This is a genomic window from Phytobacter sp. (assembly GCF_059074235.1).
On the sequence record NZ_JCACPZ010000008.1, the window covers coordinates 775962 to 789317 of the forward strand.

15 protein-coding genes and 1 pseudogene are annotated in these 13356 nt (G+C 53.8%); 5 read left to right on the forward strand and 11 right to left on the reverse strand.

The window, feature by feature from the left end:
• Positions 1–15: 15 nt before the first annotated feature.
• Positions 16–248, reverse strand: a pseudogene (locus AC5JPW_RS21535) (integrase); the annotation flags it as partial.
• Positions 249–413: 165 nt separating this feature from the next.
• Here AC5JPW_RS21535 and mutS point away from each other — a divergent pair.
• Both mutS and AC5JPW_RS21545 read left to right on the forward strand, forming a co-directional pair.
• Positions 414–2981 carry a DNA mismatch repair protein MutS gene (mutS, locus tag AC5JPW_RS21540; RefSeq protein WP_494243114.1) on the forward strand — a complete coding sequence of 856 codons (2568 nt, stop codon included), beginning with the start codon at positions 414–416 and terminating at the stop codon, positions 2979–2981.
• Between the two features lie 139 nt (positions 2982–3120).
• Positions 3121–3549, forward strand: a complete 429-nt coding sequence (locus tag AC5JPW_RS21545; protein WP_494243115.1) for an OsmC family protein — start codon at positions 3121–3123, stop codon at positions 3547–3549.
• Positions 3550–3610: 61 nt separating this feature from the next.
• Here the strand turns inward: AC5JPW_RS21545 and AC5JPW_RS21550 are convergent, their stop codons facing one another.
• On the reverse strand, positions 3611–4015 hold the full coding sequence (locus tag AC5JPW_RS21550) for a MarR family winged helix-turn-helix transcriptional regulator (RefSeq protein WP_494243116.1): 405 nt from the start codon (positions 4013–4015) through the stop codon (positions 3611–3613).
• 173 nt (positions 4016–4188) lie between these two features.
• On the opposite strand from AC5JPW_RS21550, the gene AC5JPW_RS21555 reads away from it, so the two are divergent.
• Genes AC5JPW_RS21555 through AC5JPW_RS21565 form a run of 3 tightly spaced genes read left to right on the forward strand, consistent with a single transcriptional unit; the run spans position 4189 to position 6455 of the window.
• On the forward strand, positions 4189–4791 hold the full coding sequence (locus AC5JPW_RS21555) for a non-oxidative hydroxyarylic acid decarboxylases subunit B (protein WP_494243117.1): 603 nt from the start codon (positions 4189–4191) through the stop codon (positions 4789–4791).
• Positions 4781–6208, forward strand: a complete 1428-nt coding sequence (locus AC5JPW_RS21560; RefSeq protein WP_494243118.1) for a non-oxidative hydroxyarylic acid decarboxylases subunit C — start codon at positions 4781–4783, stop codon at positions 6206–6208. Before AC5JPW_RS21555 ends, AC5JPW_RS21560 begins: the two co-directional genes overlap by 11 nt.
• Before the next feature lie 10 nt (positions 6209–6218).
• Positions 6219–6455 carry a non-oxidative hydroxyarylic acid decarboxylases subunit D gene (locus AC5JPW_RS21565; RefSeq protein ID WP_494243119.1) on the forward strand — a complete coding sequence of 79 codons (237 nt, stop codon included), beginning with the start codon at positions 6219–6221 and terminating at the stop codon, positions 6453–6455.
• A gap of 62 nt (positions 6456–6517) precedes the next feature.
• On the opposite strand, the gene rpoS is transcribed toward AC5JPW_RS21565, so the two are convergent.
• From rpoS to AC5JPW_RS21610, 9 genes are all read right to left on the reverse strand, one after another.
• Positions 6518–7510: an RNA polymerase sigma factor RpoS gene (gene rpoS / locus AC5JPW_RS21570; protein ID WP_437432584.1), complete on the reverse strand. Its 993-nt coding sequence runs from the start codon at positions 7508–7510 to the stop codon at positions 6518–6520.
• Between the two features lie 123 nt (positions 7511–7633).
• The gene (gene nlpD, locus AC5JPW_RS21575; protein WP_494243120.1) at positions 7634–8749 is read right to left on the reverse strand and encodes a murein hydrolase activator NlpD; all 1116 of its coding nucleotides are present in this window, start codon (positions 8747–8749) and stop codon (positions 7634–7636) included.
• 113 nt (positions 8750–8862) lie between these two features.
• Entirely contained in the window at positions 8863–9489 is a 627-nt protein-coding gene (locus AC5JPW_RS21580) for a protein-L-isoaspartate(D-aspartate) O-methyltransferase (protein WP_494243121.1), read from the reverse strand.
• On the reverse strand, positions 9483–10244 hold the full coding sequence (gene surE / locus AC5JPW_RS21585; protein ID WP_494243122.1) for a 5'/3'-nucleotidase SurE: 762 nt from the start codon (positions 10242–10244) through the stop codon (positions 9483–9485). Before surE ends, AC5JPW_RS21580 begins: the two co-directional genes overlap by 7 nt.
• Positions 10225–11274 carry a tRNA pseudouridine(13) synthase TruD gene (gene truD / locus AC5JPW_RS21590; RefSeq protein ID WP_494243123.1) on the reverse strand — a complete coding sequence of 350 codons (1050 nt, stop codon included), beginning with the start codon at positions 11272–11274 and terminating at the stop codon, positions 10225–10227. The genes surE and truD overlap by 20 nt, the downstream gene beginning before the upstream one ends.
• Positions 11271–11750 (reverse strand): 2-C-methyl-D-erythritol 2,4-cyclodiphosphate synthase, encoded by a 480-nt coding sequence (gene ispF / locus AC5JPW_RS21595; protein ID WP_494243124.1) that lies wholly within the window; start codon positions 11748–11750, stop codon positions 11271–11273. Before ispF ends, truD begins: the two co-directional genes overlap by 4 nt.
• Positions 11750–12460 (reverse strand): 2-C-methyl-D-erythritol 4-phosphate cytidylyltransferase, encoded by a 711-nt coding sequence (gene ispD, locus AC5JPW_RS21600; protein ID WP_494243125.1) that lies wholly within the window; start codon positions 12458–12460, stop codon positions 11750–11752. The genes ispF and ispD overlap by 1 nt, the downstream gene beginning before the upstream one ends.
• A gap of 19 nt (positions 12461–12479) precedes the next feature.
• Positions 12480–12809, reverse strand: a complete 330-nt coding sequence (gene ftsB / locus AC5JPW_RS21605) for a cell division protein FtsB (RefSeq protein ID WP_494243126.1) — start codon at positions 12807–12809, stop codon at positions 12480–12482.
• A 176-nt stretch (positions 12810–12985) separates the two neighbouring features.
• Positions 12986–13309 carry a DUF3561 family protein gene (locus AC5JPW_RS21610; RefSeq protein ID WP_494243127.1) on the reverse strand — a complete coding sequence of 108 codons (324 nt, stop codon included), beginning with the start codon at positions 13307–13309 and terminating at the stop codon, positions 12986–12988.
• Positions 13310–13356 lie beyond the last annotated feature (47 nt).

Sequence of the window (13356 nt, forward strand, 5' to 3'; positions counted from 1 at the left end):
AATCCGGTGACCTGCTCCCCCTGTATTGGGACAGTTTCCAGGAGAAGAGACTATCCGTTGAACAATATAGGTCTTTTAGTGGCACTGATTTTTACACCAAAACCGACTGGTGAATCACGATGGCTGTCAGTGATAAGATATGGCTTTCGATTGGGATTTGGCACCTACGAAATTTTGCCAGTCGAGTCCAGTTCAGGTTTAATATCGATAGATAACTTATTGATAATAATAGACTGAATCAGAATCATCTTCTTATGTGGTATCTCAATGTATATCACGAGTAAAAGTGTGTATTCCCGATACTAACTAGAATACACCTGGTATACAAATCCTTGGGGTTACGTGGGTTTATATGGGTTTTAAATGAGTTCACCTGATCACCACCAAGACTTAAAAAAATGAGTAATTTCAATATGAAAGAGTCAATTGACAAGGATTTCTCAGACCATACCCCAATGATGCAGCAGTACCTGAAGCTGAAAGCTCAGCATCCGGAGATTCTGCTCTTTTATCGGATGGGGGATTTTTACGAACTGTTTTATGACGATGCCAAACGTGCATCCCAGTTGATGGATATCTCGCTAACCAAACGCGGAGCATCAGCGGGAGAGCCAATTCCGATGGCGGGTATCCCGCATCACGCGGTCGAAAACTACCTGGCAAAACTGGTTAACCTCGGCGAATCCGTGGCGATTTGCGAACAAATTGGCGATCCGGCCACCAGCAAAGGGCCGGTAGAGCGCAAAGTGGTGCGTATTGTCACGCCAGGCACTATCAGCGATGAAGCGCTGTTGCAGGAACGTCAGGACAACCTTCTGGCGGCCATCTGGCAGGACAGCAAAGGCTTTGGTTATGCCACGCTGGACATCAGCTCCGGGCGTTTTCGCGTTAGCGAACCGGCTGACCGCGAAACCATGGCGGCAGAGCTGCAACGCACCAATCCGGCAGAGCTTTTGTATGCCGAAGATTTTGCCGAAACGGCGCTGATTGAAGGCCGTCGCGGCCTGCGTCGTCGCCCGCTGTGGGAGTTCGAAATTGATACCGCGCGCCAGCAGTTGAATTTGCAGTTTGGCACGCGTGACCTGGTCGGTTTTGGTGTGGAAAATGCGCCGCGCGGTCTGTGTGCGGCAGGCTGCCTGTTGCAGTACGTCAAAGATACGCAACGTACCTCCCTGCCGCACATTCGTTCCATCACCATGGAGCGCCAGCAGGACAGCATCATTATGGATGCGGCGACTCGCCGTAACCTCGAAATCACTCAGAACCTGGCCGGTGGCATTGAAAACACCGTTGCCTCCGTGCTCGACTGCACCGTCACCGCAATGGGCAGCCGTATGCTAAAACGCTGGCTGCATATGCCAGTGCGTGACAGCAAAACCCTGCTTGAACGCCAGCAGACCATTGGGGCACTGCAGGAGAACACCGGCGAACTGCAACCGGTACTGCGTCAGGTCGGCGATCTGGAACGTATCCTGGCGCGCCTGGCGCTGCGTACCGCGCGTCCGCGTGACCTCGCGCGCATGCGTTATGCCTTCCAGCAACTGCCGGAACTGCGCGCACAACTGGCCACGGTCGACAGTGCTCCCGTGCAGCAGTTACGTGAAAAAATGGGCGAGTTCACTGAACTGCGTGAACTGCTCGAACACGCCATTATTGATGCGCCTCCGGTTCTGGTACGCGACGGCGGTGTGATTGCGCCGGGCTATAACGCCGAACTCGACGAGTGGCGCGGGCTGGCAGATGGTGCGACCGATTACCTCGACAGACTGGAAATCCGCGAACGCGAGAAACTGGGACTGGATACGCTCAAAGTCGGCTACAACGGCGTGCACGGTTACTTTATTCAGATCAGCCGTGGGCAGAGCCACCTCGCGCCGATTCACTATGTGCGCCGTCAGACGCTGAAAAACGCCGAACGCTACATTATTCCTGAGCTGAAAGAGTACGAAGACAAAGTCCTCACCTCGAAAGGCAAAGCGCTGGCGCTGGAAAAACAGCTTTATGACGAACTGTTCGACCTGCTGTTACCGCACCTTGAAGCCCTGCAACAAAGCGCCACCGCGCTGGCAGAACTGGATGTGCTGGTCAACCTCGCCGAACGTGCGGATACGCTGAATTACTGCTGCCCGACCTTTAGTGATAAACCCGGTATTCGCATCGTGGAGGGGCGTCACCCGGTCGTAGAGCAGGTGCTGAAAGAGCCGTTTATTGCCAACCCGCTCAACCTGTCGCCGCAGCGCAGAATGCTGATCATCACCGGTCCAAACATGGGCGGTAAAAGTACCTATATGCGCCAGACCGCACTGATTGTGCTGTTGGCTTATATAGGCAGCTACGTCCCGGCGCAAAAGGTCGACATAGGTCCGATCGACCGTATCTTCACCCGCGTGGGGGCGGCAGACGATCTGGCATCAGGCCGTTCGACCTTTATGGTGGAGATGACCGAAACCGCCAACATTCTGCATAACGCCACCGAGCACAGCCTGGTGCTGATGGATGAGATTGGACGCGGTACGTCAACCTACGACGGCCTGTCGCTGGCGTGGGCGTGTGCGGAGAATCTGGCGAATAAAATCAAAGCACTGACCTTGTTCGCAACCCACTATTTCGAGCTGACCCAACTGCCGGAAAAAATGGAAGGCGTTGCCAACGTGCATCTGGATGCCCTGGAGCACGGCGACACCATCGCCTTCATGCACAGCGTGCAGGATGGCGCGGCGAGCAAAAGCTACGGTCTTGCCGTTGCGGCGCTGGCCGGGGTACCGAAAGAGGTTATCAAACGCGCACGTGGCAAACTTCGTGAGCTGGAAAGCCTCTCTCCGAGCGCAGGGGCGACCCAGATTGATGGCACACAAATGTCGCTGCTGAGTGCACCGGAAGAGACCAATCCGGCCGTCGAAGCGCTGGAAAATCTCGACCCGGATTCCCTGACGCCGCGCCAGGCGCTGGAGTGGATCTATCGTCTGAAAAATCTGCTGTAGTCCCTCTGACCCGCAGCCTCTCTGCGGGTCTTTCCTTTCTGCGAATAAATCTCCGTAATGCCAGGCAAGCCCCTCATCGGCTTCTATACTTTTTACTTCTCTCGATTTATTTCACTCAATAATGAAAAGGAACGATGCGATGGCAATTCACAAGAAAGGACAGGCTCACTGGGCAGGCGATCTTAAACATGGCAAAGGGACTGTTTCAACCGAGAGCGGTGTGCTCAAACAGCAACCGTACGGCTTTAATACGCGTTTTGAAGGTGCTGCGGGGACCAACCCGGAAGAGTTGATTGCTGCTGCGCACGCGGCCTGCTTCTCAATGGCGCTTTCGCTCATTCTGGGCGAAGTCGGCTACACGGCAGACAGTATCGACACAACGGCAACCGTCACGCTGGACCAGGTTGACGGCGGTTTCGCGATCACAAAAATCGCCCTCAAAAGCGCGGTAAAAGTGCCAGGTGCCGATGCGGCCAAGTTTGATGAGGCGATTCAGAAAGCCAAAGCCGGTTGCCCGGTTTCTAAAGTTCTGAACGCGGAAATTTCTCTGGAATACACCCTGAACTGATCCCCGTCTTACCGACAAACCGCCCACTTAGGGCGGTTTGTTTTTTTCCGGCACACGCGTTTCAGCGCATCATCTTGCGGATGAGGGTAGTGAACTGCTCACGCTCTTCAGCACTGAGTCTACCCAGGAATTCGTCATCCACACCGTTGCCAAGAGGAATGCTGATATTCAGTGTCGCTTCCCCCGCCGGTGTCAGAAATAAAAAACGCCGCCGTTTATCAGCCGGGTCCTGTTCGCGCCTGACCAGCCCACGCGCCTCCATACGGCTCAACATTTCCGCAAGCGTAGCTTTGGTACTCACCGCGACTTCCGTCAGCGCAACCTGCTCAATACCGGGATTTTCAGCAATGGAGCGCATCACCGCGTACTGCGGCTTGGTGAGTTCCGGTAAGGCTTGCTGCCAGCGCGCCGTGTGCTGCTGAAACAGCTGGCGCAGCAGGTGGAAGGCTTCGTGTCTTAACTCCATGAGTGCTCCGTTACAAAATCTCCTGCCTATGATAGCGATTAACGCCGCGCTTTTTAATCGCTCAATTTTTAGCAAAAAGTGCGACCGTACACGAACAATATTGTCAGCCGTTTCGAAGAGGCGTAAGTTTTTTCAAAATGTTCGCATACGAACAAAATGTATTGAGGTGATGAATGAGACTGATAATCGGCATGACAGGTGTAACAGGTGCGCCGCTGGGTGTTGCGCTGTTACAAGCCTTGCGTGATATGCCGGAGGTCGAAACGCACCTGGTGATGTCGAAATGGGCAAAAACCACCATTGAACTGGAAACCCCTTACAGTGCCCGTGATGTGGCGTCACTGGCCGATGTCTGCCATAGCCCGGCAGACCAGGCGGCCACTATCTCATCAGGGTCGTTTCGCACCGACGGCATGATCATCATCCCCTGCAGCATGAAAACCCTGGCCGGTATTCGCGCTGGCTACTCAGAAGGATTGGTCGGACGTGCCGCCGATGTGGTGCTCAAAGAGGGCCGCAAGCTGGTGCTCGTCCCAAGGGAAACCCCGCTCAGCACCATTCATCTGGAAAACATGCTGGCGCTGTCACGTCTGGGCGTAGCGATGGTTCCCCCGATGCCCGCGTATTACAACCACCCGCAGACCGTGGATGACATCACCCAACACATTGTGACGCGCGTGCTCGACCAGTTTGGTCTTGAGCACCACAAAGCACGCCGCTGGGAAGGTCTGCGGGCGGCGCAGAATTTTTCACAGGAGAAAGACTATGGCTTTTGATGATTTGCGAAGCTTCCTGCAAGCCCTCGATGACCAGGGGCAATTGCTGAAAATCAGTGAAGAGGTTAACGCCGAGCCAGATTTGGCCGCTGCGGCTAACGCCACCGGACGTATCGGTGAAGGCGCGCCCGCCATCTGGTTTGATAACATTCGCGGCTTTACCGATGCCCGTGTGGTGATGAACACCATTGGCTCCTGGCAGAACCATGCCATCTCGATGGGCCTCCCACCGAATACGCCGGTGAAGAGCCAGATTGATGAGTTCATTCGTCGTTGGGATAAATTCCCTGTGACGCCAGAGCGCCGCGCTAATCCGGCCTGGGCGGAAAACACCGTCGACGGCGATGACATCAACCTGTTCGATATTCTGCCCTTATTCCGCCTGAACGATGGCGACGGTGGCTTCTACCTGGACAAAGCCTGCGTGGTCTCCCGCGATCCGCTCGATCCCGACCACTTCGGTAAACAGAACGTCGGCATTTATCGTATGGAAGTCAAAGGCAAGCGCAAGCTGGGCCTGCAACCGGTTCCGATGCATGACATCGCGCTGCATCTGCATAAAGCGGAAGAGCGCGGTGAAGACTTACCCATTGCCATTACGCTCGGTAACGATCCAATTATTACCCTGATGGGCGGCACACCGCTTAAATACGATCAGTCCGAATACGAAATGGCAGGCGCGCTGCGTGAAAGCCCCTACCCTATCGCCACTGCACCGTTGACCGGCTTCGACGTGCCCTGGGGCTCTGAAGTCATTCTGGAAGGGGTGATTGAAGGGCGTAAGCGCGAAATCGAAGGGCCTTTTGGTGAATTTACCGGTCACTACTCCGGCGGTCGCAACATGACGGTGGTGCGCATTGATAAAGTCTCTTACCGCACCAAACCCATCTTCGAATCACTCTATCTCGGTATGCCGTGGACGGAAATTGACTACCTGATCGGACCGGCAACCTGTGTACCGCTCTACCAGCAACTGAAAGCCGAGTTCCCGGAAGTGCAGGCGGTCAATGCCATGTACACCCACGGCCTTCTGGCGATTATCTCCACCAAAAAACGCTACGGTGGCTTTGCCCGTGCGGTCGGGCTGCGCGCCATGACCACGCCACACGGACTTGGCTACGTGAAAATGGTGATTATGGTCGATGAGGATGTCGATCCATTTAATCTGCCGCAGGTGATGTGGGCATTGTCATCGAAAGTGAACCCGGCGGGCGATCTGGTGCAACTGCCGAACATGTCGGTGCTGGAACTCGACCCGGGCTCAAGCCCTGCCGGGATCACCGATAAGTTGATCATCGACGCCACCACGCCTGTCGCACCAGACAGCCGTGGTCACTATAGCCAGCCGGTACAGGATCTTCCTGAAACCAAAGCCTGGGCTGAAAAACTGACCGCAATGCTGGCCGCACGTCAATAAGGAGGGGAAAATGATTTGTCCACGTTGTGCCGATGAGCACATTGAAGTGATGGCGACGTCGCCAGTGAAAGATGTCTGGATCGTCTATCAGTGCCAGCACTGTTTATATACCTGGCGTAATACTGAGCCGCTGCGCCGTACCAGTCGCGAACATTATCCGCAGGCGTTTCGCATGACGCAGAAAGACATCGACGATGCGCCGCAGGTGCCGACTATCCCGCCGCTACTGGCGGAAGATAAACGCTAGTTTTGGCTGAAAAAAGCACAAAAAAAAGCCGGTCAGGTGACCGGCCTTTTGATATTCAAAACTTATTCGCGGAACAGGGCTTCAATATTCAGTCCCTGGGCTTGCAGGATTTCGCGCAAGCGACGCAGACCTTCAACCTGAATCTGACGAACGCGTTCGCGAGTCAGACCGATTTCACGACCAACATCTTCAAGCGTAGCGGCTTCGTAGCCGAGCAGACCGAAACGACGCGCCAACACTTCACGCTGTTTAGCATTCAGCTCAAACAGCCATTTGACGATACTTTGCTTCATGTCATCGTCTTGTGTGGTGTCTTCCGGGCCGTTATCTTTTTCATCTGCCAGGATGTCCAGCAGCGCTTTTTCGGAATCGCCGCCCAACGGGGTATCAACAGAAGTGATACGTTCGTTGAGACGTAGCATACGACTCACGTCATCGACCGGCTTATCAAGCTGTTCGGCAATCTCTTCCGCGCTCGGTTCGTGGTCCAGCTTATGGGACAACTCACGTGCGGTACGCAGATAGACGTTCAGCTCTTTCACGATATGGATTGGCAGACGAATTGTACGGGTTTGATTCATGATCGCCCGTTCAATGGTTTGACGAATCCACCAGGTCGCATAAGTCGAGAAACGGAACCCACGTTCAGGGTCAAATTTCTCAACAGCGCGGATGAGACCCAAATTCCCCTCTTCGATCAGATCCAGCAGCGCAAGGCCACGGTTGCTGTATCGACGGGCAATTTTCACCACCAAACGCAAGTTACTTTCAATCATGCGACGGCGGGATGCGACGTCGCCGCGTAATGCGCGACGTGCAAAATAAACTTCTTCTTCGGCTGTCAGTAATGGGGAGTAACCAATTTCCCCAAGATAGAGTTGAGTTGCATCCAGCACTCGCTGGGTTGCCCCCTGAGATAACAACTCCTCTTCGGCTACGTCGTTATCACTGGGTTCCTCTTCTACTAAGGCTTTTTCGTCAAAAACCTCTGCTCCGTTTTCATCAAATTCCGCATCTTCATTTAAATCATGAACTTTCAGCGTATTCTGAGTCATAAGGTGGCTCCTACCCGTGATCCCTGGACAAAGCACCTGAAATCTCATCATTTTGCCTGTTGCAGCGGCATCTGCGCGCGCTGCAACGACGAAAATGATGAAAGGTTCAACTACTTTGCCGAATTATCGCTGCGGCAAATAACGCAGCGGGTTTACGGATTTCCCCTTGTAACGAATTTCAAAATGCAAGCGTGTAGAACTGGTTCCGGAGCTACCCATGGTAGCAATTTTCTGCCCCGCCTTGATTTCTTGTTGTTCCCGAACCAGCATCGTATCGTTATGGGCGTAGGCACTCAGGTAATCATCGTTATGTTTGATGATAATAAGATTACCGTAACCGCGTAGTGCATTACCGGCATATACAACGCGCCCATCTGCGGTCGCGACAATAGCCTGTCCTTTACTACCTGCGATATCGACACCTTTGTTGCCACCTTCGGTTGCAGAGAAGGTATCGATAACTTTGCCATCAGTTGGCCAGCGCCAGGTTGAAATTGGTGCACTGGTAGAAGTACTGCTGGCAATCGGTTCGGTCGTGCTGACTGATGGGGCCGTAACAGGCGCTGTGACTGGTGTCGCAGGCTTATTGTTCGGCAACATTTTGTTAGCACTTTGTTCACCTGAATCCTCAGAATACGTAATTGTTGGTTTCGACGCAACAGCTACGGTGGAATTTTGTGCAGGTTTTGTGATGATTCCTTGAGCAGAAGCATCAGCCTGAGTTATGGCATTTCCGCCAGTGATTGGTGTGCCGGACGCATTTCCTACCTGAAGGGTTTGTCCAACATTCAGGCCATATGGGGCTGCAACGTGGTTACGCTGCGCCAAATCACGGAAATCGTTCCCGGTAATCCAGGCAATATAAAACAGCGTATCGCCACGTTTCACAGTATACGTGCTGCCGCCGTTATAGCTGCCTTTCGGAATGTTCCCGTACTGACGGTTATAAACTATACGACCATTAGCGGTCTCAACAGGCTGCTGAGCCACGGGCTGAATTTGCGTGGACTGAATTTGTGGTAGCTTCTGTACCGGCTGAATCTGCGGCTGCGTTTGATTGCCAATTTTTGGCGGCGGCGTGATCAACATTCCGGAATTCGTGCTGGAACTGGTGTTGCCGTCAACGGAACTCACCGGTGCAGGTGCATTGTTGGAGCTTGTACAGCCTGCAAGCCAAAGTGAAACCAGTGACAGAGCCGCCACGCGACGTACGGTGAATTTAGGGCTTCCCGCGCTCATTTATCCCCCAGGAATGTTTTAGTTACCAATGACTTAAAAACCGCAAAACGGCGTCATCAAATTTGCCCACGATACGCTGATGCCGCGTGAATAACCCAGGAAAAATCTGTTTCTCAGGCCAGTTCACCCTTTACCAGCGGGACAAAACGCACGTCTTCTACGGTATCGATGATAAATTCGTCTCCCCGTCGACGAACACGCTTAAGTTGCTGATGTTCATCGCCCACGGGTAAAACGAGAATGCCGCCTTCATCCAGTTGCGACATCAGCGCCGTCGGAATTTCCAGCGGCGCCGCCGTCACAATGATAGCGTCAAACGGGGCGCGTGCCTGCCAACCCTGCCATCCATCACCATGACGTGTTGAAACATTGTGTAAATCAAGTTGTTTGAGACGACGACGTGCCTGCCATTGCAGGCCTTTAATACGCTCGACGGTACAAACATGATGCACCAGATGCGCCAGAATCGCAGTCTGATATCCGGACCCGGTACCAATTTCCAGTACCCTGGATTGCGGCGTCAGTTCCAGCAGCGCGGTCATTCTGGCGACCATATAAGGCTGAGAAATAGTTTGCCCCTGGCCTATTGGCAAGGCGACGTTTTCCCAGGCCTGATGTTCAAACGCTTCATCAATAAATTTTTCGCGTGGCACCAGCGAAATAGCTTCGAGAACATGCTCATCCGCTATGCCGTGCGCACGTAATTGATTAAGGAGCGTTTGTACGCGTTTACTCACCATTGCATGCTGACTCCAGAACGATCCAGCCAGTCCGTGAGCACTTCACGCGAACTGTAGGCAGTGAGATCGACCTGCAATGGGGTGACCGACACATAACCTTCATCAATGGCGGCAAAGTCGGTATCCGGTCCGGCATCGCATTTTTCGCCCGGCGGTCCAATCCAGTAAAGAGTATTACCACGCGGATCCTGCTGCGGGATCACCTGATCGGCAGGATGGCGGCTACCACAACGCGTGACGCGAATTCCTTTTATTTCACTGAGCGGCAGGTCCGGCACATTGATGTTAAGAATGCGCCCGGTACGCAGTGGCTCGCGGGCAAGACCACGCAAGATAGAGCAAGTGATTGCTGCGGCAGTGTCGTAATGTTTGTGGCCGTTTAAGGAGACGGCCAGTGCAGGAAAGCCGAGATGACGACCTTCCATGGCCGCCGCGACCGTGCCGGAATAGATAACATCATCGCCAAGATTCGGCCCGGCATTAATGCCAGACACCACGACATCCGGGCGCGGGCGCATTAACGCGTTCACACCAAGGAAGACGCAATCGGTCGGCGTGCCCATCTGAACGGCAATATCGCCATTATCGAAGGTGAAGGTACGGAGAGAAGATTCGAGCGTCAGCGAATTAGACGCACCACTGCGGTTACGATCGGGGGCAACGACCTGGACCTCAGCAAATTCGCGCAGGGCTTTTGCCAGCGTCTGAATACCCGGGGCGTGGATACCGTCATCGTTACTCAGCAATATTCGCATAATCACCCGATGTATTGATAATTTCCCTTACCACACTGGTCGCAAAGCTTCCCGCAGGAAGCCAAAAACGCAACTCGACGGTCACGTCATCCCACCAGTTCCAGCTCATCTGCTGTGGGAAGAGGCGCATTGCGCGGCGAGCCGCTTCCACCTTTTCGCGCACCAGCAAATGTTGCAATTCAGGCGCATCTGCCACCGCGGCCTGTTCGAAGGCCAACGCTTCACCTTGCGGCCCCCATTCGCCACTGCCCGGCAGTGCAGCCGTGATCATTAATTCTTTTGCGTCAACGCGCGTCTGCAGTTCTGCACGCTCTTCGGCCGTTGCTACAAACCAGCTTCCGCGTCCCGCTAATTGTAGCGCATCGCCGTCAACAACTTGATTAAAGTCTGGTTTTTTCAAACGTGCGTGGACTATCTGATTAAACAACGCACTGCGGGCCGCCGACAACCAAAAACTACGCTTATTGCGATCGCGCACTGGCGCATCGCTTTGTGCCCAGCGCAGCGCCCCCAAAATGTTGCTGCCGCCAAGACCGAAACGCTGGGCACCGAAGTAATTCGGCACGCCCTGCTCGCTAATGGCCTGCAAACGGGCTTCCACATCACCGCGATCGGTAATGCCGCGCAACACCAGCGTAAAGCTATTCCCTTTCAGCGCACCTAAACGAAGCTTACGCTTATGGCGCGCGTACTCCAGCACTTTGCAGCCTTCCAACTGGAACGCACTCAGGTCCGGCATGGCGTTGCCCGGTACGCGGGCGCACAACCACTGCTCAGTGACCGCATGCTTGTCCTTTTGACCCGCAAAGCTCACTTCGCGGGCGTGTATTTTAAGGAATTTTGCCAGCGCGTCGGCAACAAAACGGGTATTGCAGCCGTTTTTCAGAATCCGTACCAGAATATGTTCGCCTTCACCGTCGGGTTCGAAGCCCAAATCTTCGATAACAACGAAATCTTCCGGATTAGCTTTCAGCACACCGTTACCCACCGGTTTGCCATGCAGATAAGTCAGTTGTTCAAAATCGATCATTTCGCCGCCTTCAGCAAAAGCGCGACCGCTTCGCAGGCAATGCCTTCGCCACGTCCGGTAAAACCGAGTTTTTCAGTGGTAGTGGCTTTCACGTTGACGTCATCCATATGACAACCCAGGTCTTCGGCAATGAACACGCGCATCTGCGGAATATGTGGCAGCATTTTTGGCGCCTGCGCAATGATCGTCACATCCACGTTACCTAACGTGTAGCCTTTGGCCTGAATACGACGCCAGGCTTCGCGCAGCAACTCACGGCTGTCAGCACCTTTGAACGCAGGATCGGTATCCGGGAATAATTTACCAATGTCGCCCAGCGCCGCGGCGCCGAGCAAGGCGTCCGTCAGCGCATGCAGCGCAACGTCACCATCAGAATGCGCCAGTAGCCCTTTTTCCCAGGGAATGCGCACGCCGCCAATAATGATGGGGCCTTCGCCGCCGAATGCGTGTACGTCAAAACCGTGTCCAATGCGCATTATGCTGTCTCCTGGTGTTCGGAATGGGTGAGATAAAATTCAGCGAGCCGTAAATCTTCAGGACGAGTGACTTTGATGTTGTCTGCTCGTCCGGCAATCAGCTCAGGGTGGTATCCGCAATATTCGAGTGCCGAGGCTTCGTCTGTAATAGTGGCCCCCTCGTTAAGGGCACGCGTCAGGCAGTCGTGCAGAAGTTCAAGCGGGAAAAATTGTGGGGTGAGTGCGTGCCATAAATCGTTACGATCGACAGTGTGAGCAATGGCCGTTTTGCCCGGCTCAGCGCGCTTCATGGTATCGCGCACGGGGGCGGCAAGAATACCGCCTACGCGGCTCGTTTCACTCAGTTGCAGTAAACGGTTTAAGTCCTCCTTATGCAGGCACGGACGCGCAGCATCATGCACTAATACCCACTGCGCCCCTTGTGCAGCCTTCAGGCCAGCCAGAACGGAATCAGCACGTTCAGAACCACCATCCACGACGGTAATGGCTGGATGATGTGCGAGGGCTGACTGGGCGAAACGAACGTCGCCAGGGCTGACAGCGATAATGACTCTCTTCACACGAGGATGCGCTAACAACGCAGCCACCGAATGTTCGAGAATGGTTTTATCGCCAATAGAAAGATATTGCTTGGGACATTCCGTTTGCATGCGGCGGCCAAATCCTGCGGCCGGCACCACGGCATAAACGTCCGGAATGATTGCTGACATGTCATTAACCCGGGATGGTTTATCGATTATTTTGTGTATTTTGCGTGTTCGGTACTGACCCCTGGGTGCGCTTAGACGCATCCGGCACAAGACGATAAAAGGTTTCGCCCGGTCGGGTCATGGTCAATTCATTGCGAGCACGTTCCTCGATAGCTTCCTGCCCACCATTGAGGTCATCAATTTCGGCAAAAAGTTGATCGTTGCGCGCTTTAAGTTTGGCGTTTGTCGCCTGCTGTACTGCGACATCGTCGTTAACACGGCCATAGTCATGAAGACCATTTTTGCCGAACCACAGTGAATACTGTAGCCAGACCAGCAATGCCAGCAACAGCAGTGTTAATTTACCCATCCTGCCCCCTGAAAAACGGCCTCATCATCCCATAACTTTTTCTCAGACTCCACACCGGGGCCGGGTGATACTGCGTCACCGCGTCAGAATGTAGCATATTTGCCCGTCTTACCGAAGGTTTGTCCCCTTCAGACACATTGTCTTAATGTGAGTTACGGTTTGAAGTATGGATGGGTTTACCCCATCAGCCACATAAACAGTCCACCAAACAGCGTGACGACCATAAAAAGCGTCGAGACAGCACTGTAAAGCAGTTTGCCATCAAGGAGGGAATGCAGGGCGATACCCACGACAACGGCGACAGGCATCAGTGCGAGGAAAAAAGGCCAGGTATACAAAAAGAAGAACAGCGTGTTGGAACCGTAGAGCAGGAACGGGATAGCCAGCGCGAGCAGCCATGCAGCAAAGCCCACGATAGCCCCAGGGAAGGACCAGGTGGTTTCTTCGCTGGTCGGTATGTTCTCCGACCTCGAAATGGTGATGTTCTGACTATTACGCATATCTGACCCCGCTGCCTGACCGACTGGCAAAACCAGGATACCCTCAA

What these genes read in the sequence shown, in the direction of transcription:
- AC5JPW_RS21565 (WP_494243119.1), top strand. Translation starts at nt 6,219, where the DNA reads ATGATTTGTCCACGTTGTGCCGATGAGCACATTGAAGTGATGGCGACG.
- truD (WP_494243123.1), bottom strand. Translation starts at nt 11,274, where the DNA reads ATGATCGATTTTGAACAACTGACTTATCTGCATGGCAAACCGGTGGGT.
- nlpD (WP_494243120.1), bottom strand. Translation starts at nt 8,749, where the DNA reads ATGAGCGCGGGAAGCCCTAAATTCACCGTACGTCGCGTGGCGGCTCTG.
- ftsB (WP_494243126.1), bottom strand. Translation starts at nt 12,809, where the DNA reads ATGGGTAAATTAACACTGCTGTTGCTGGCATTGCTGGTCTGGCTACAG.
- mutS (WP_494243114.1), top strand. Translation starts at nt 414, where the DNA reads ATGAAAGAGTCAATTGACAAGGATTTCTCAGACCATACCCCAATGATG.
- AC5JPW_RS21580 (WP_494243121.1), bottom strand. Translation starts at nt 9,489, where the DNA reads ATGGTGAGTAAACGCGTACAAACGCTCCTTAATCAATTACGTGCGCAC.
- rpoS (WP_437432584.1), bottom strand. Translation starts at nt 7,510, where the DNA reads ATGACTCAGAATACGCTGAAAGTTCATGATTTAAATGAAGATGCGGAA.
- AC5JPW_RS21560 (WP_494243118.1), top strand. Translation starts at nt 4,781, where the DNA reads ATGGCTTTTGATGATTTGCGAAGCTTCCTGCAAGCCCTCGATGACCAG.
- ispF (WP_494243124.1), bottom strand. Translation starts at nt 11,750, where the DNA reads ATGCGCATTGGACACGGTTTTGACGTACACGCATTCGGCGGCGAAGGC.
- AC5JPW_RS21610 (WP_494243127.1), bottom strand. Translation starts at nt 13,309, where the DNA reads ATGCGTAATAGTCAGAACATCACCATTTCGAGGTCGGAGAACATACCG.
- AC5JPW_RS21550 (WP_494243116.1), bottom strand. Translation starts at nt 4,015, where the DNA reads ATGGAGTTAAGACACGAAGCCTTCCACCTGCTGCGCCAGCTGTTTCAG.
- ispD (WP_494243125.1), bottom strand. Translation starts at nt 12,460, where the DNA reads ATGTCAGCAATCATTCCGGACGTTTATGCCGTGGTGCCGGCCGCAGGA.
- AC5JPW_RS21545 (WP_494243115.1), top strand. Translation starts at nt 3,121, where the DNA reads ATGGCAATTCACAAGAAAGGACAGGCTCACTGGGCAGGCGATCTTAAA.
- AC5JPW_RS21555 (WP_494243117.1), top strand. Translation starts at nt 4,189, where the DNA reads ATGAGACTGATAATCGGCATGACAGGTGTAACAGGTGCGCCGCTGGGT.
- surE (WP_494243122.1), bottom strand. Translation starts at nt 10,244, where the DNA reads ATGCGAATATTGCTGAGTAACGATGACGGTATCCACGCCCCGGGTATT.